The sequence below is a fragment of the Niabella pedocola genome (genome assembly GCF_021044425.1).
Taxonomy (GTDB): Bacteria; Bacteroidota; Bacteroidia; order Chitinophagales; family Chitinophagaceae; genus Niabella; species Niabella pedocola.
In genome coordinates, this window is record NZ_JAJNEC010000001.1 from 13,242 (window position 1) to 28,897 (window position 15,656).

The 15,656-nt window shown below is 46.8% G+C and carries 16 protein-coding genes and 1 tRNA gene; 8 read left to right on the forward strand and 9 right to left on the reverse strand.

Translation table 11 applies throughout. From position 1 onward, the window contains the following. Positions 1-139: 139 nt before the first annotated feature. From LQ567_RS00045 to LQ567_RS00055, 3 genes are all read right to left on the reverse strand, one after another. Positions 140-985 (reverse strand): CPBP family intramembrane glutamic endopeptidase, encoded by an 846-nt coding sequence (locus tag LQ567_RS00045; protein ID WP_231001916.1) that lies wholly within the window; start codon positions 983-985, stop codon positions 140-142. Between the two features lie 258 nt (positions 986-1,243). Next, positions 1,244-1,317: transfer RNA gene (locus LQ567_RS00050), tRNA-Pro, on the reverse strand. Positions 1,318-1,429: 112 nt separating this feature from the next. Beyond that, positions 1,430-2,974, reverse strand: a complete 1,545-nt coding sequence (locus LQ567_RS00055) for an alpha-N-arabinofuranosidase (RefSeq protein WP_231001917.1) — start codon at positions 2,972-2,974, stop codon at positions 1,430-1,432. Between the two features lie 341 nt (positions 2,975-3,315). On the opposite strand from LQ567_RS00055, the gene LQ567_RS00060 reads away from it, so the two are divergent. From LQ567_RS00060 to LQ567_RS00085, 6 genes are all read left to right on the forward strand, one after another. Further along, positions 3,316-3,744 (forward strand): DUF2147 domain-containing protein, encoded by a 429-nt coding sequence (locus tag LQ567_RS00060; protein ID WP_231001918.1) that lies wholly within the window; start codon positions 3,316-3,318, stop codon positions 3,742-3,744. Between the two features lie 36 nt (positions 3,745-3,780). Continuing rightward, the gene (locus LQ567_RS00065; protein WP_231001919.1) at positions 3,781-4,719 is read left to right on the forward strand and encodes an NAD-dependent epimerase/dehydratase family protein; all 939 of its coding nucleotides are present in this window, start codon (positions 3,781-3,783) and stop codon (positions 4,717-4,719) included. Positions 4,720-4,762: 43 nt separating this feature from the next. Further along, positions 4,763-5,674 (forward strand): helix-turn-helix domain-containing protein, encoded by a 912-nt coding sequence (locus tag LQ567_RS00070; RefSeq protein WP_231001920.1) that lies wholly within the window; start codon positions 4,763-4,765, stop codon positions 5,672-5,674. 82 nt (positions 5,675-5,756) lie between these two features. Continuing rightward, positions 5,757-6,449 (forward strand): type 1 glutamine amidotransferase domain-containing protein, encoded by a 693-nt coding sequence (locus LQ567_RS00075; RefSeq protein WP_231001921.1) that lies wholly within the window; start codon positions 5,757-5,759, stop codon positions 6,447-6,449. Between the two features lie 188 nt (positions 6,450-6,637). Next, on the forward strand, positions 6,638-7,351 hold the full coding sequence (locus tag LQ567_RS00080) for an AAA family ATPase (RefSeq protein WP_231001922.1): 714 nt from the start codon (positions 6,638-6,640) through the stop codon (positions 7,349-7,351). Positions 7,352-7,355: 4 nt separating this feature from the next. Continuing rightward, positions 7,356-8,099: a YggS family pyridoxal phosphate-dependent enzyme gene (locus LQ567_RS00085; RefSeq protein WP_231001923.1), complete on the forward strand. Its 744-nt coding sequence runs from the start codon at positions 7,356-7,358 to the stop codon at positions 8,097-8,099. A gap of 191 nt (positions 8,100-8,290) precedes the next feature. On the opposite strand, the gene LQ567_RS00090 is transcribed toward LQ567_RS00085, so the two are convergent. From LQ567_RS00090 to ahcY, 3 genes are all read right to left on the reverse strand, one after another. Continuing rightward, positions 8,291-9,625, reverse strand: coding sequence for a Gfo/Idh/MocA family protein (locus tag LQ567_RS00090; protein ID WP_231001924.1), 1,335 nt, complete (start codon positions 9,623-9,625; stop codon positions 8,291-8,293). A gap of 35 nt (positions 9,626-9,660) precedes the next feature. Further along, on the reverse strand, positions 9,661-10,464 hold the full coding sequence (locus LQ567_RS00095) for a 3-keto-disaccharide hydrolase (protein ID WP_231001925.1): 804 nt from the start codon (positions 10,462-10,464) through the stop codon (positions 9,661-9,663). A 294-nt stretch (positions 10,465-10,758) separates the two neighbouring features. Beyond that, the gene (gene ahcY, locus LQ567_RS00100) at positions 10,759-12,087 is read right to left on the reverse strand and encodes an adenosylhomocysteinase (protein WP_231001926.1); all 1,329 of its coding nucleotides are present in this window, start codon (positions 12,085-12,087) and stop codon (positions 10,759-10,761) included. A 118-nt stretch (positions 12,088-12,205) separates the two neighbouring features. On the opposite strand from ahcY, the gene LQ567_RS00105 reads away from it, so the two are divergent. After that, positions 12,206-12,712 (forward strand): Lrp/AsnC family transcriptional regulator, encoded by a 507-nt coding sequence (locus LQ567_RS00105; protein ID WP_231001927.1) that lies wholly within the window; start codon positions 12,206-12,208, stop codon positions 12,710-12,712. Positions 12,713-12,785: 73 nt separating this feature from the next. On the opposite strand, the gene LQ567_RS00110 is transcribed toward LQ567_RS00105, so the two are convergent. Next, the gene (locus LQ567_RS00110) at positions 12,786-13,520 is read right to left on the reverse strand and encodes an FKBP-type peptidyl-prolyl cis-trans isomerase (RefSeq protein ID WP_231001928.1); all 735 of its coding nucleotides are present in this window, start codon (positions 13,518-13,520) and stop codon (positions 12,786-12,788) included. Positions 13,521-13,654: 134 nt separating this feature from the next. Between LQ567_RS00110 and LQ567_RS00115 the strand changes: the two genes are divergently transcribed. Beyond that, positions 13,655-14,101 carry an acyl-CoA thioesterase gene (locus LQ567_RS00115; protein WP_231001929.1) on the forward strand — a complete coding sequence of 149 codons (447 nt, stop codon included), beginning with the start codon at positions 13,655-13,657 and terminating at the stop codon, positions 14,099-14,101. 25 nt (positions 14,102-14,126) lie between these two features. On the opposite strand, the gene LQ567_RS00120 is transcribed toward LQ567_RS00115, so the two are convergent. Continuing rightward, positions 14,127-14,969 (reverse strand): helix-turn-helix domain-containing protein, encoded by an 843-nt coding sequence (locus LQ567_RS00120; protein ID WP_231001930.1) that lies wholly within the window; start codon positions 14,967-14,969, stop codon positions 14,127-14,129. Positions 14,970-15,136: 167 nt separating this feature from the next. After that, positions 15,137-15,613: a DUF4822 domain-containing protein gene (locus LQ567_RS00125; protein ID WP_231001931.1), complete on the reverse strand. Its 477-nt coding sequence runs from the start codon at positions 15,611-15,613 to the stop codon at positions 15,137-15,139. Positions 15,614-15,656 lie beyond the last annotated feature (43 nt).

Below are 15,656 nucleotides of genomic sequence, written 5' to 3' on the forward strand. Positions count from 1 at the left end.
CCACGAATGGAGCATTTTATCTTTCCCGAATTTTTCAGGAGTAATTTCCATTTATCTGGCACAAAGGTTTTTAACGTATCCGGATGATGGTTAAATGCTGCCAAGCAAGTTCATTTTATAGCTAATAGCGTAAGTTTTCTTACCTGCCTGGATGAGAACCAGCGGCCTCTTGAATTTGATTTTGGTTGGCGGGCTTATTGTTAAGCGGTGATCGGCTGATAAGCACTATTAGTAAAACAGAAATCATAAGGTAAGGCCATAAAACGTGAACCGGGTTGTATGCTTTAGTATCGGTAACAAGTTTGAAAAGCACGCCTTCGCTGTTCTGCGGAGACCTGGGTATTATAGACTGTGCCAGGTTCCAACCCATGTGTACACCGATCGATAAAAAAAGCTTACCCGTTTTTAAGTAGCATAGACCGTAAAGAATAGAACCAAGGCCTGTTGTTAGCCAGGTTATCAAGAAAGACTTCATGTCTATCGGCGCGTTGAGTTTAATGTGCATGATAGCAAAAGGCAGTGTAATGCAAATCTGAGCTATCCAGGGGCCGTAAGATTGCAAAAGCCGCTGGAACGGGTATCCGCGATAAGTGAATTCCTGTACAAAGGAGGATACGAAATGCATAAAAATAAGTGTCAGCAAAAAGAATGGTCCGGGGAATCCGGTGAATACCAGCTTCCCATGATTGAGCCAGATCGTTAAGCCGGCAGTGCCGGCCAGCGCAATCATACCCAGCGCAATGCCGCTGAAAAATTGCCGATAGTCTTTCGATTTGGACGGTTTAATGCCCAGGCTCCACAACGTCAATCCTTCCCGGCGAAGCAGCAGGTAGCTTAAGAGTAACGCGGTTCCAAAATATACGAATATACTATCCAACACTTCTACACGACTGGCTATCCAGGAGATGCCAATGACAACGGTAAAATAGAGTGCAACCGTCAGCCAGGCGTAACGCTTCGAGCTACTGTATTTGATAGGCATCATTTTTTAAAGGCAAATTGCCGCACCAACATCATGCGTCCAAATGTAATCGACTAACCTGGGTAAAATACCAACGAAGGGAACCGCATTGCCAACAAAACTTCATCTTCCACCAGTTCCTTTAAGGGGCGCCATGTGCCCTTGTTCACATTACCCTGCACTTCATCGTATTTCCATTAGCCTGCACGCTCTTGGAAAAACAAAAATGCCCATAAAACGTTCATTTTATGGGCATTTAGCGTGCATTGAACTGCAAAAAAGTCGGGATGACTGGATTCGAACCAGCGGCCTCTTCGTCCCGAACGAAGCGCGCTACCGGGCTGCGCTACATCCCGAAAGGGGACGCAATATAAAATAAGTTTCTATATTATAAACCGATCTGCGGAATTATTTCTGAATATTTACACCCGGTGTTTTTGCGTTCCTGGCTTTCTAACACGTTCGCTGCTAATCGAGCAGCAGCTGTACTATAGACAACCTGGGAAGTGTTACGGTAAGTGCCTGGCCTGTTAACTGCGCGCCTGTAAAGGGCGCCGGGGCCACCTTCTTTTTGTTTTCAAACGTATTAACATCGGTAAAGGCCTTTCCGGTGAGCACGCTGCCGCTTACTTTTTTATACTTCAACCCGGGTAATGATGCCTGGATGGTACGATCATTTGCCGGATCAATATTCACCAGGGTGATGCAAAGCTTTCCTTTTGCATTGATCGAAGCCGATGCATTTACAGCGGGGAGCTGCTGTCCGCCGTTGGTATACCCCGGTGTTTCAATCTGAAGCGGTACCCGTTTGGCATCCATATGCGGCTGGTACAGGTCAAACACATAATAGGTGGGGGTTAACAGCATGTCGGACCCTTTTGTGAGAATCAATGATTGAAGCACGTTGATCGTTTGAGCCAGGTTGGCCATCCGTACACGGTCCGCATGATTGTTAAAAATATTCAGCGTGGTGGCCGCAATCAGCGCATCCCTTAAACTATTTTGCTGGTACAGGAATCCGGGGTTGGTGCCGGGTTCCACATCTGTCCATATGCCCCATTCGTCTACCACCAATGCTACCCGTTTTTCGGGGTCGTATTTATCCATGATGGCGGCGTGCCGGGTGATCAGCTCGTCCATAAACAGACAGTTCTTCATGGTATTGAAATATTCCTTTTCATCAAAGGCGGTAGCCGATCCTTTCTGGTTCCATTTTCCGGTGGGGATGGTATAATGGTGAAGACTGAGTCCCCACATCATATGCCGGGGAATGTTTTTCATAATTACTTCTGTCCAGTTATAGTCTGCAGAATTAGCCCCGGCCGCTATTTTTTTCAGCGGGGCATCCGGATAGTTCCGGGCAAAGGTTGCATAACGCCGGTACTCGTTGGCATAATACTCCGGTGTCATATTACCACCGCAACCCCAGCTTTCATTGCCCACTCCCCAGAAGCTTACCTTCCAGGGCCGGTCTCTTCCGTTTTCTTTCCGCAACCGGGTCATCGGCGTTTCCCCGGAAGCATTCAGGTATTCTACCCATTTCGACATTTCTTCCACGGTTCCGCTGCCTACATTTCCCGCGATATACGGTTCTGTTCCCAGCAGGCTGCAAAGCTCCAGGAATTCATGGGTACCAAAACTATTGTCTTCGGTTACGCCGCCCCAATGTGTATTGATCATCTTGGGCCGGTTATTCCGCAAACCGATGCCATCCCTCCAATGATATTCATCCGCAAAACAACCACCCGGCCAGCGCAGATTGGGGATCCGTATCTTTTTCAGTGCCTCCACAACGTCCAGCCGGATCCGGTCTTTCTTCGGCACATTCATACCTGGGTCTACCCAAAAACCGTCGTAAATACAACGACCCAGGTGTTCCGAAAAATGACCGTAAATATGACGGCTGATGACGGTTCCGGTGTCATTTACCGCAAGGCTGAGGGTTCCCTGTTGTTGGGCATTTGAAAATAGGGCTGCATACAACAGCAGTACAGCAAGCAAGCTACGTTTCATATTATTCGTTTTATTTTAAGAGGACGTTGATCACATTCCTTCCACCGGCAACCGCACTACTTTAATTGTCACAATTACAATTAAGCCTCTGTCAAATATAAATCATTCGTGCAATTGCTCCCAAATATTTTACCCGCCGTTTTTTTGTCCGGGGAGGCAGGGATAAATAAGCTGTTACGATAGGCTGTTTTCCCTGCCTCGGTCCGGCGCAATTCTATTTTGATAAACTACTGCCGCAACGGCCGGCGTATTCCCAACGGAGATTTTGTTACAAATTTCCCATATTGGGATACATCCGGCCGCATATTCATGCGGAACTTTGCCATAGAAAAAATAAAAACATGCGCCTTTTCAAAATTTCAATGATCGCATTTGTGCTCTTTATAAGTGCAAATGCGGTGGCACAATCAGCCGACGCCGATAAACTCTTAGGTATTTTTATCACCGAAGGAGGCAAAGGTAAATTGAGCATCAAGAGAACCGGTAACCACTATTTTGGGACACTGATATGGGCAAATGTGCCCGATGCAAAAGACATCCACAATCCGGATAAACATAGGCGCAGCACTAAAATAGCTGGTACGGTTATTCTGAAAGACTTTGTTTATACCGGAGACCAGACCTGGGAAAACGGTACGGTTTATGATCCTGAAAGCGGTAAAACCTATCGCGGAAAGATCCTGCTGAAGGAGGATGGCAGTCTTTCTCTTCGCGGTTTTGTAGGAATTGCGGCATTTGGCAGAACCACTGTTTGGAAACGGGCAAAATAAATTACAACAGTTTTAAAGTAAAGAAACAGCATAGCGATGCAAACAATACTGGGTGCCAATGGACAAATTGGCGAAGAACTGGCAAGGGAGCTCAAAAGGAATTATACACCTGATATACGGATCGTGAGCCGGAATGCAAAGAAGGTGAACGATACCGATACGGTGTTCCCTGCTGATTTGACCGACCGGGCACAGGCGATAGCAGCGGTGAAGGGCAGTGAAATCGCCTACTTCACCCTCGGGCTTCCCATTGACTCCGGCTTATGGGAAACGCAATTCCCGTTGATTACAAAAAATGTAATCGAGGCCTGTAAAGTGAGCGGAACCAAACTGGTGTTCTTCGACAATACATATATGTATCCGCAGGATGATCAGGTGCTTACTGAAGACACAGCTTTTGCGCCGGTTGGCAGGAAGGGACGGGTACGGAAAAAAATGGCGGAAATGGTGTTGCAGGAAATGCAGTCGGGCGGGCTGGAGGCCGTCATTTGTCGTGCCCCCGAATTCTATGGCCCGGGTAAAACACAAAGTATTACCAATACGTTGATCTTTGACAATATCAACAAAGGCAAAAAACTAAAAGTGCCGTTACGTGCCGATAAAAAAAGAAGCCTGATCTGGACACCGGATGCAAGCCGCGCAACCGCGTTAATTGGTAATACCCCGGACGCATTTAGCCAAACCTGGCATTTGCCGGTTGATGCATCCCATCTCACCTATGAGGCGTTTATTGCGCTGGCTGCTGATATTTATGGCAGGGCACTAAAATACACCGTTGTTCCCAAATTTGCGTTTACACTCGGCGCTCTTTTTAGTAAACGGATAAAGGAATTACAGGAATTACTTCCGAGATACGCGCACGATAACCTGTTTGACGATTCCAGATTCAGGAAGCGTTTTCCCGGGTTCCGGGTAACGGGTTACCGCGAAGGAATAGAGCAGATACGGCAGGAGCAGGTCCGAAAAAAAGCGTAAAAAGTTGTAGCTTGGTGATGCATCATCTGAAATTTAAAATAATATGAAGGCTCCGGCAAATGTTCTGTCTATAAGTGCACTGCACCGGTTTTTGGGATTAAAGAAACCTTCCCACCCGCTGATCAGCGTGTTTGATTTTGATGCGGTAAAACTGGAACCGGAAACGATCCTGAGTGCCGTTACCACCGATTTTTATGTAGTGGCCTTAAAGAAAGATTGTGCAGGAGGTAAATGTAAATACGGTCAGCAATACTATGATTTTGACGAAGGGATCATGTACTTTATGGCTCCCCGCCAGGTATTGCAGTTTGAAGATGTGCTGCTGAACGGAGTGCGGGGCTTCGTATTAGTGGTGCATCCTGATTTTTTGCTGAGCTCCGCACTGGCTTCCAAAATCGGCGGCTATGGCTATTTCTCCTATACGAGCAATGAGGCCCTGTATCTTTCGGAAAAAGAAGAGCACACCATTATGGATATTATACAAAATATCAGCCGGGAAATCGATGCCAATATGGATGCCTTTACGCAGGACTTACTGGTATCAAATATCGATCTGCTACTGAAATACTGCGACCGCTTTTACAATCGTCAGTTTATGACACGCAAGAAGATAAACAGCGATCTGCTGACCCGGCTGGAGTCGCTGCTGGACGATTATTTTAAGCAGGATCAATTGGCGGTAAGAGGGATCCCAACGGTTCAGCTTGTGGCCCATGCGCTTCACCTGAGCCCCAATTATCTGAGTGATATGCTGCGGGTACAAACCGGGCAAACCACACAGCAGCATATTCAGCACCGGGTGATCGAAAAGGCAAAGGAATTGTTATCCACCACGGACATGTCGGTATCTGAAATAGCCTATCATTTGGGATTTGAACATCCCCAATCCTTTCATCGCTTATTCAAAAACCGGACGGCGGTTTCGCCTGCAGCCTTTCGCACTTCATTTAACTAACGGGCATCTGCTTACCGGAGATCCGGTTAGCGGGATGCGAGATGTTGTTCCGGGTTTTGGCAGCTATAAAAACAAGGGTCATATGAAAAAGAAGCTTTTATTAATTGTAACCAATATTGACCGGTATGCCAGCGGGCGATTAAAAACAGGTCTGTGGCTTAGTGAGCTGACCCATATATATCACAGTGCAAAGGAAAGGGGCTGGGAGCTAACCATCGCAAGTCCCAAGGGTGGACAGGTGCCGATTGATCCGGAGAGCCTCAAGCCGCTGGTATTGGATAAGATCTCAAAGCATTATTATGAAGATCCTGCTTTTATGAATGAACTAAACGGTTCCGCAAGCCTGGAAGTGGTAAAAGGCGAAACGTTTGATTGTGTGTATTTGGCGGGCGGACATGCTACCATGTACGACTTTCCTGATGATGCCCTTCTGCAATCGATCATCAGCGATCAATATGGCCGGGGAAAGATGGTTGCCGCTATTTGCCATGGTGTTGGCGGATTGCTGAATGTGAAGGATACCGATGGCGCATATCTGATCAAAGGGAAAAGGATGACCGGCTTCGACTGGTTTGAAGAAACGCTGGCCAGGCGGAAAAGCGAAGTGCCCTTCAACCTGGAAGCGGCCATAAAAGAACGTGGTGCGTATCTGAAAAAAGCATGTATCCCCATGACATCAAATGTAGTGGTAGATGGGCACCTGATTACCGGACAAAACCCGTTCAGCTCTAAAGAAATGGCGAAAGTAGTGGTGCGCGCACTCGAAAAACTTTGAGTCAAAGCTCCCCGCATGCTGGACTACCGGTTATATTAAAACTGGACTACTTTTCCAGGATAATTACCGGATACTTTTGCTATCATAATTCCTGCGATGCACTGCGCAACAGGAGGGTTCCGGAACACCGCATGGCCGCCGGACTGCTTCCTTATCATTGGGCATCGCAATGGCAGCAGTAACCAACTATGAATGTACAGGAGCTTGTTATAAATGACAGCGAGCAGGTTTCTTTAGAGGATATAGTTCTTGAAGAAGCCGGCAGGGCGCAACTTGTTCAGCTTATTAAGGAGCACCGCTTTATTGAGGCATTAACCGGGTATGGCCTGCCTGTTAACAATAAAGTATTGCTTGCCGGAAGCTCGGGCTGTGGCAAAACAATGACCGCCAAAGCGGTGGCAAAGACGTTGGGTAAAAAGATCCTGATACTCAATTTGAGTAATGTGGTCTGTGCAAGAATTGGCGAAACATCCCAAAATATGAAAGCGGTCGTTGAAAAAGCGGGCCGCGAAAAAGCTGTTTTGTTTTTAGACGAATTTGATCAGCTCGGTAAATCAAGGGATACGGATGATAAAGATGTGGGAGAGATGCGAAGGGTGGTGAATACGTTAATTCAGCTGATCGACTATTATCCCCCGAATGCGTTGTTGTTGTGCGCCACGAATTACCCGTCTATGATTGATACGGCATTGTTGCGCCGGTTTCAATTGCGCATACATTTTGAAATGCCGTCGCCGGAACGATTAAATGCGTATTACGATAGACTGTTATCCTGCTTTCCGGTGGCATTGCAACATATAGAGCGGATCTATGAGATCTCTTATGCGGAGGCGAAGGACCATGTGTTCACGCATATAAAAGCCGCAGTGATACGGGAACTGGAAGAGGCACAAAAACAGTAGTGGCATGAATGCGGATATTCTTACAAATATTTCAGTTATAAAAGACCGGATAACCGGAGCTTGTATGGCAAACTACCGGGATCCGGGTGAAGTAAAATTGTTGTTGGCCACCAAAACCGTTCCGGCTGCGCGGATCAATATAGCACTGCAGGCAGGGCATACATTGATTGCCGAAAATAAAGTGCAGGAGCTGAAAGAAAAATACGCTGCATTAAAGGCCGTACCCCATACCAATCATTTTATCGGGCATTTGCAAACCAATAAGATCAAAGATCTTATAAAGTGCGAGGTGTCCTGTTTACAGTCGTTGGACCGGCTGGAGCTGGCGGAAAAACTGCATCAGCGGTTGTTATCTGAAAACAAAACCATGGACGTGCTGATACAGGTAAATACTTCCGGTGAGGAAAGTAAATTCGGAGCGCAACCGGAACTGGTCTTTGAACTGGTAACCCGGGTTTCGAAATTGAAAACCCTGAAGATAAAAGGATTGATGACGATCGGTTTATTCAGTGCAGAAACGGAAAAGATACGGCCCTGTTTCCGGTTGCTCAAAAATATTCAACAACAGATCATGGATTTAAACCTGCCCGGTGTAACCATGCAGGAACTGTCGATGGGTATGAGTGGCGACCTGGAAATAGCCGTTGCAGAAGGCGCCACTATTGTACGGGTAGGTACCGCCGTTTTTGGTCAACGGGTTTATCCCGACAGCTATTACTGGAATGAAGGGGATACGCTTGGGAAATAAACGCGGGTTCAGTGGTTGCTTTCGGAGGGAACCACCAGAGGAGTACAGGTTATGGATGTAAGGGCTGGCAGGTTGTGCTATGCCGCTGTATACTGCGTTGATCCGCTATCCGCTTTTATGAAAAAGCCCCGGATCCTAATCCGGGGCTGCTTATAAATTTACCTGTTTCAGGAACGGTATCTGTAATGGAATTAAACAGTTCCCCCGGATATAAACTTATTGGCCTTGTCTTCTTTAAACCGGGCCAGTTTGCCATCCCAATGCAATGTTTCGTTAGGGAAGCGGGCGGCGATGACACCCAGCAAAATCACCTCGGTCAGTTTTGCAGCGTAAGAGAAGGGGGCGCTGCATTTGGCTTTACCCAAACAGGCATCTACAAACTCGTGGTAATGTTTGGGTGTTTCGGCATCGTAGCTGGTGGTAGGCTTGCCCGCTGCTCCGTTGGAATCGTATTTTTTTATATCGATCGGTTCAAATTTACCGTTTACGATCAGTTTGGGTAGTTGCATAAAGTGGGGCAATAACAGGCGCTGCCCGTTTTCACCGATAAACATGGCTCCCTGGTCGGGCAACGCTTCTCCGCCCGGAAGTTCCAGTTCGGTTTGTGCTTCCGGTGCACCCTTGCCGTCATACCATACCCACTCCAGGGTTTTAGCCGTGTAAGGTGTTCCGGGAAACACATAAGTTACGTGGTTTTTTTCTGCATGGCCAAAATCGTTGGGCGCCCGGCACTCGTTCTTAACCGTTAATGGTACGCTTAATTTCAGCGCGTTGTAAGGTGTATCAAAAATATGAACCCCCATATCACCCAGGGTGCCGCAGCCATAATCGATGCATTTCCGCCAGTTGCCCGGATGATAAAGCCCTTTCTTATACGGGCGTTTTTTTGCAGCTCCCAGCCAAAGATCCCAGTTCAACCCCTCCGGTACAGGATCGCTTCCGGTGGGCTCCGGTCCATCATATCCCCATACTTTGGGCGACCAGGCAATTACTTTTTTTACTTTTCCGATAATGCCTTTCTGGATTAAGATGGTGGCCAGTTTATAATCGTAGAACGAATGTACCTGGATACCCATCTGTGTTACCAGTTTCTTCTGGGCTGCCACGGCGTCCATTTTCCGTGATTCAGCAATATAATGCGTTAATGGTTTTTGGCAGTAAACGTGTTTGTTCAGTTCCATGGCCATTAATGAAACGGGCGCATGTGCATGGTCTGTAGTAGATACCACCACTGCGTCAATATCTTTCCCCATTGTTTTAAACAACTCCCTGTAATTGGTAAATGTTTTTGCATTTGCATGTTCTGCTTTTGCTTTATTCAATGCATTCTGGTCTACATCACAGAGTGCTACAATTTCCACCAGGGGGTGGGAGGCGATCGCCAGCAGATCATTGGTACCCATTGAACCCAATCCGATCTGGGCCACTCTTAATTTTTTTCCGGCATTGAGCGCGGATGAGGGAAACGGAAGCATAAAAGCGATCGTTCCGGCAGCAGTAGCTTTTATAAAACTTCTTCTTTTCATATGTGTATTTTTGTTTTTACAGTTTATTCAAATGATTATTTCAGCGGTTTAACGCGGATGTTCTTAAACCACAGGGAGCTTCCGTGGTACTGAAGGCCGATATAACCGGTTTTGAAAGTACCGTATTTATCGCTCTTGGCCCACTTGCCTGATTTTTTGCGGGTATACCAGTCTTCCGACCAGGGTTTAAAACTCAGCAGCTTTACGCCGTTCAGCCAATGCTCCGTACGGCCCGGAGCCACTACGATCTTTGTGGTATTCCACTGACCCACGGGATGCAGCAGTTTATGGGCTTCGTCCGTTGGATGCATGGCATAATCTGCACCGGTCTTCTGCCAGTCTTGTAATTGTTCGGGATGCTCAGCGCCAAATTGCGCATTGTAATCTTTCAGGTCGGGGTGCATGCTTGCAAAATTTTCATCATCGATCAGCTGGTATTCCGGGCTGATGCTCGAGGGCGAACCGTATCCCTCTTTTACATGGTAGAAGATACCGCTATTACCACCCCGGGCGATCTTCCAGTCGATGGTCAGTTCAAAATATTCAAATTCTTCACCGGTAAAGATCACATCACGTCCGCCTTTATAAGAGGTATCCCGTTGTGCATCATTATTCATCCACAGCATCCCGTCGCTGATCGTCCAGCCCGGAGGCAGCCGGTTGCCATTATAACCCTTCCATTTGGAGGCGTTGCCTGCGTCCAGCAGGTCAATGCTTTTTTGACGGCTCTGGAAAGAAACAGGTGCTGTTTTACCGGTTATGATGGGGCCGGGGCCTTTCATTCCCGGTAGGATAAAAGCGGGAAGCAGGAATAGATATAACGACGGAAATAATTTCATAAAAGTGAATAATGGGCAAGAAATGAATAAATACTTAGTTTTTTTCGAAACAGTCGCTAAAATAGTAAAATAACTTATAAAACCGGTAGATAAATTGTTATACGAACGTTTGAAAGGATGTTTGGTACTGCAGTGCGGTGTTGCTTCGGCCGGGCTGGTCAGCAACCGCAAAAGAGACTTTTGCATTGCTGGTATGTATAGATCAACATCGCCTTGCCCGCAGGGGGCTGCCTGCATTACAAAAAAAAGCCGCATCCGGTTGGGGATGCGGCTTCTGGAATATCCAAAATACCATTAATATCTGTAGAGTTCCGGTTTGAACGGACCTTCGGCAGGGATGCCCAGGTAAGCCGCCTGTGCGGGCGTCAGTGTATCCAGTTCCACGCCGATCTTCGCCAGGTGTAACCGTGCTACTTTTTCATCCAGATGTTTCGGAAGTACATATACATTGTTCTCATATTGATCGTTGTTGGTCCACAGTTCAATTTGAGCCAATGTCTGGTTCGAGAACGAGTTACTCATTACAAAGCTTGGGTGACCGGTAGCACAACCCAGGTTTACCAGGCGGCCTTCAGCCAGTAAAATAATGTCCTTACCATCGATATTGTAGAGATCTACCTGGGGTTTAACGGTATCCTTGGTTTGACCATAATGCTCATTCAGCCAGGCCACATCGATCTCGATGTCAAAATGCCCGATATTGCAAACGATGGCTTTATCTTTCATCGCTTTAAAATGTTCACCGGTGATGAGGTCGCGGCATCCGCTGGCCGTAACCACGATATCCGCTTCTTTTACGGCATCGATCATTTTCTTTACTTCATAACCGTCCATTGCAGCCTGAAGTGCACAGATGGGATCAATTTCGGTTACGATCACCCGGCATCCTGCTCCGCTTAAAGAAGCTGCAGACCCTTTACCAACATCTCCGTAACCACCTACAACAGCTACCTTTCCTGCCAGCATTACGTCTGTAGCGCGGCGGATAGCATCTACCAGTGATTCTTTACAGCCATATTTGTTATCAAATTTGGATTTTGTAACCGAATCGTTCACGTTAATAGCGGGCATGGGAAGCGTACCTTTTGCTACTCTTTCATATAAACGGTGTACACCGGTTGTGGTTTCTTCGCTGATCCCTTTCACATGCTGTACCAGTTCAGGGTAGGTATCCAGCACCATATTGGTAAGGTCGCCTCCGTCATCCAGGATCATATTTAACGGACGGTCTGCACCGCCAAAGAACAGGGTTTGTTCAATACACCAGTCGGCTTCCTGCTGGGTTTGACCCTTCCAGGCAAATACGCCGATCCCTGCAGCAGCAATAGCGGCAGCCGCATGATCTTGTGTAGAGAAAATATTACAGGAACTCCATTTTACTTCAGCACCCAGGGCTACCAGCGTTTCAATCAACACTGCGGTTTGAATGGTCATATGCAAACAGCCTGCAATACGCGCACCTTTCAGGGGTTGCGAACCGGCGTATTCTTTACGGATGCTCATCAAACCGGGCATTTCTGCTTCGGCCAGGCGGATTTCTTTGCGGCCCCATTCGGCGAGGCTGATATCAGCAACTTTGTATTTCAGGTCAAAGTCTATCTGGGTTTTTGTTACCGTGGACATATTGTATATTTTTTAAACCGCAAAGATAAGGCTTAGTAAAAAACACTATGTTAATTCTTGTTAATAAGTGATATTCTCTGAAAAATTGTATATTTATAGTGATAAATAATTCATATAAATGAAGCGCAACCCTAAAACAGAAGAATCGGCTATTCCGCAAACGCATCCGGAACCGGATGATAAGGACCGCGAAATTTTAAAGCTCCTGCAGGAAAATGCCCGTATGTCCGTAACGGAAATCGCCTCCCGGGTACATTTGAGCCCAACCCCGGTGCATGAACGCATCCGCCGGCTGGAAGAGTGGGGCGTGATCCGGCAGTATGCCACCCTCCTGGATGCGCAAAAGCTGGATAAGGGGCTTATGGTGATCTGCTATGTTTCGCTGAAACAACATGATAAGAAGGCAGGGCTAAAATTCATCCAGGCGATCAATGGGTTGAATGAAGTGGTGGAGTGTTATAGTATTTCCGGTGAGTTTGATTTTATGCTGAAGGTGCTGGCAAAGGACATGGCGGGCTTTTATGATTTTCACGTGAACCGCTTAAGCCAGGTAGAAAACCTGGGGCATGTGCAAAGTGTGTTTGTGATGGGCGTGATCAAACAAACTCATAAGATGCTTTTTTAAGCATGCAGAACAGCGATAAAAAAAATCGCCCGTGCATTTTTATAACGCACGGGCGACAGATAAAGCAGGAGGTTTATCCTTTTTTCTTTACATCTACCAGCTCTACTTCAAAGATAAGTACGCTTCCCCCGGGGATCGTAGGAGGTGCGCCTCTTAAACCGTATCCCAGCTCGTAGGGGATAAAGAATTTATATTTGGATCCCTTGTTCATCAATTGCAACCCTTCCGTCCATCCTTTGATCACAGCCGATACCGGGATGCTCAATGGTTCTCCGCGGTCGTAAGAGTTGTCAAATTCCGTGCTATCCAGTAATGACCCTCTGTAATGACAGATGGCGGTGTCTTCGGCAGCCGGTTTTACGCCGGTACCTTCCGTTAATACGATATATTGCAAACCACTGGCCGTGGTTTTAACACCGGGCTGGGTTTTGTTTTTTTCAAGAAACGCGCGGCCGGCATTGATAGTAGCCTGCGATTGGGCTTCTTTGGCTTTTTCAGAATAGGCCATCATAACGCTCATCAGGGTTTCATCACTCAGCGCCGGCTTTTTACCGCCAAATGTGGCTTTCATGGCATCCATCATCACAGCGGTATTCAGATCACCGATATCTTTTTTAATGGATTGAGCGATGTTGACACCTATGGCATAGCTGGCGGAATCGGCCAGTGTTTTTAATGCAGGGGCGGCTGCGGCAGCAGGGGCTGTAGCCGGTTTTTTTACCGTTGCCGGTTTGGGTTTTGGTTTTGCCTGGGCAAAAAGGGATACGCTGCCTGCCAGTAACCCGATTGTAAGAACGTACTTCATCATTTTTTGTTTTACACGCGATTGAAAATTAGATCCTTTTAGATTGAAACGGTAAATATAGTGACCCTTTTTGATAATTTTGATGGAGAACAGTATGTAAGTTTGTTAAATACAAAAACAGGTATCAATCGCAGCATATGGAACGTTTTACTAAAGCATTGCAAATCCGCTGGGCCGACCTTGATCTGAACGGGCATTTACGGCACAGTGTTTATTATGACTGGGGCGCTTATTGCCGGATCAGCTTCCTTTCTGAAAATGGGTTAACGACGGCGCATATGGCCGAATTACACGTGGGGCCGGTTATTTTCCGGGAGGAGTGTGTTTTTAAAAGAGAGATAAGGCTGGAGGATGCGGTTACCATCGACCTGGAACTAACCCAGTCCCGGAGGGATTTTAGCCGCTGGGCGATGCGGCATCATATTTATAAGGATGCACAAACCCTTGCGGCCGTCATAACACTGGAAGGCGCCTGGATAGATACGCTGAAGCGCAAACTCACCATTCCTCCCCCGGTAGTAGCTACGGCATACAGCGCCATGCCGCTGGCAGCGGATTTTAAATGGCTGGAGCCTTCTTTATAAAAGGGAGACTCATGAGGTACGAACGTTAGAGTTGCTCTCTGAATGCCTTAGGCGCCACACCGGTATGTGATTTGAAAAAGTTGGAAAAATTAGCGGTATCATAGAAGCTCAGCTCATAAGCGATCTCTTTAATGCTCTTGCCCGAAATGCCCAGCAAGCGCTTGGCTTCCAGAATGAGCCTTTTCTGGATCAGCTCATTTGCAGAAGCGTATAAGAACCGTTTACAAAGGATATTGAGATAGTTGGGCGTAATATTAAGTTGCCGGGCATAATAGGCTACAGACCGCTGTTCGCGGAATTGTTCATTCACCAGTGTGGTATACCGGATGATCAACGGATTGGATTTCATTTTCTGAATGATCTCAAATTGTGCTTCCTGATCTTTGCCCAGCAGCTGAACAATTAATTTACTCCGGGTATAGATGATGTCCAGGTTGGGACGGCCAGCCCGCAGCTCTTCATCCAGCTGCTGAAATTCATGATGAAAGATCCGGAAGCGCTGTTCGGGAAGTGACAGAACGGGGTGCCTGAAATAAAACAGCGGACTGAAGTTGAGGTAATTGATCATGGATTGAAAAATTACTTCACTGATCATCAGCTGAAAGCCGGTGGTGGCCTTGTTCAGGTGCCATTGATGCACCTGGCCGGGCAATAGTACGTGGATCTGCCGGTTGCTTACTTCGTGCTCAATAAAATCAATGGTATGGCTGCCGCTGCTTTGGTTAATGAGAAAGAATAAATAAAAATCATGCTTATGAGGTCTGGTGATCCGGTTGTTGCCTTTAAGGACATGGTTTAATATGGTAATGCCGTTTACATCGCGGAAGGTAAAAGCATCCAGGTTCAATATGGGAATATCGGCAGGCATGGTTTTTTGAATATACGCTAAATATAGGAAATTGCCGCAACCTGCGGAAACAAAGACCATAGCTGGCAGACCGCCTGTCCGCTATCCTGGTGCCTGCTGTAATAAAAATATGGATACACAAAAAAGGCCTGCCCGGAGGCAGACCTTAGGACACGAATAACCATTGATTATTTTGCCGGCTCCGCATGCGTGGTGGGCGTATGAACAATATCGAAATACACCGCTTTATTTCCTGCTGTAGGATAAATCCGGTAGGTAAATTCTGCTTTGGTCAGTACCGTAATCTCCACCTCACGTCTGAACAGTTCCGCTCCTGCATCATTCCGTGCAATGATAAATCTTGTTTTTCCGTCAAGCGAAAGCCACCAGTCGCCCTTCATTTTAGGAGAGTTGTCTAAATTATACATGGTGAATTTGCTGTCTGTTTTGAAATAGGCAAATCCTACAAAATTGGAAACATTCGGATCGCTGAGGGCTACCTGCTTTCCTTCTGCATTTTTGGCGCTGGTTGTTTCCCAGGCCGTAGATGCCAGTACTTCACTTGGTGTTTGCGTTGGGACAGGCGTTTGGTCTTTGTCTTTTGAACAAGCAGCGAAAAGGCTGAGGAAAAACATGGATACGGCAACGAATACTGAAATTCTCATGAATATATATTTTATTTACTGCAAAGCTATTTCGCGATGGCGG

Excerpts from the sequence above, each read along its gene's own strand:
- LQ567_RS00045 (WP_231001916.1), bottom strand. The coding sequence starts at position 985 with ATGATGCCTATCAAATACAGTAGCTCGAAGCGTTACGCCTGGCTGACG.
- LQ567_RS00055 (WP_231001917.1), bottom strand. The coding sequence starts at position 2,974 with ATGAAACGTAGCTTGCTTGCTGTACTGCTGTTGTATGCAGCCCTATTT.
- LQ567_RS00060 (WP_231001918.1), top strand. The coding sequence starts at position 3,316 with ATGCGCCTTTTCAAAATTTCAATGATCGCATTTGTGCTCTTTATAAGT.
- LQ567_RS00065 (WP_231001919.1), top strand. The coding sequence starts at position 3,781 with ATGCAAACAATACTGGGTGCCAATGGACAAATTGGCGAAGAACTGGCA.
- LQ567_RS00070 (WP_231001920.1), top strand. The coding sequence starts at position 4,763 with ATGAAGGCTCCGGCAAATGTTCTGTCTATAAGTGCACTGCACCGGTTT.
- LQ567_RS00075 (WP_231001921.1), top strand. The coding sequence starts at position 5,757 with ATGAAAAAGAAGCTTTTATTAATTGTAACCAATATTGACCGGTATGCC.
- LQ567_RS00080 (WP_231001922.1), top strand. The coding sequence starts at position 6,638 with ATGAATGTACAGGAGCTTGTTATAAATGACAGCGAGCAGGTTTCTTTA.
- LQ567_RS00085 (WP_231001923.1), top strand. The coding sequence starts at position 7,356 with ATGAATGCGGATATTCTTACAAATATTTCAGTTATAAAAGACCGGATA.
- LQ567_RS00090 (WP_231001924.1), bottom strand. The coding sequence starts at position 9,625 with ATGAAAAGAAGAAGTTTTATAAAAGCTACTGCTGCCGGAACGATCGCT.
- LQ567_RS00095 (WP_231001925.1), bottom strand. The coding sequence starts at position 10,464 with ATGAAATTATTTCCGTCGTTATATCTATTCCTGCTTCCCGCTTTTATC.
- ahcY (WP_231001926.1), bottom strand. The coding sequence starts at position 12,087 with ATGTCCACGGTAACAAAAACCCAGATAGACTTTGACCTGAAATACAAA.
- LQ567_RS00105 (WP_231001927.1), top strand. The coding sequence starts at position 12,206 with ATGAAGCGCAACCCTAAAACAGAAGAATCGGCTATTCCGCAAACGCAT.
- LQ567_RS00110 (WP_231001928.1), bottom strand. The coding sequence starts at position 13,520 with ATGATGAAGTACGTTCTTACAATCGGGTTACTGGCAGGCAGCGTATCC.
- LQ567_RS00115 (WP_231001929.1), top strand. The coding sequence starts at position 13,655 with ATGGAACGTTTTACTAAAGCATTGCAAATCCGCTGGGCCGACCTTGAT.
- LQ567_RS00120 (WP_231001930.1), bottom strand. The coding sequence starts at position 14,969 with ATGCCTGCCGATATTCCCATATTGAACCTGGATGCTTTTACCTTCCGC.
- LQ567_RS00125 (WP_231001931.1), bottom strand. The coding sequence starts at position 15,613 with ATGAGAATTTCAGTATTCGTTGCCGTATCCATGTTTTTCCTCAGCCTT.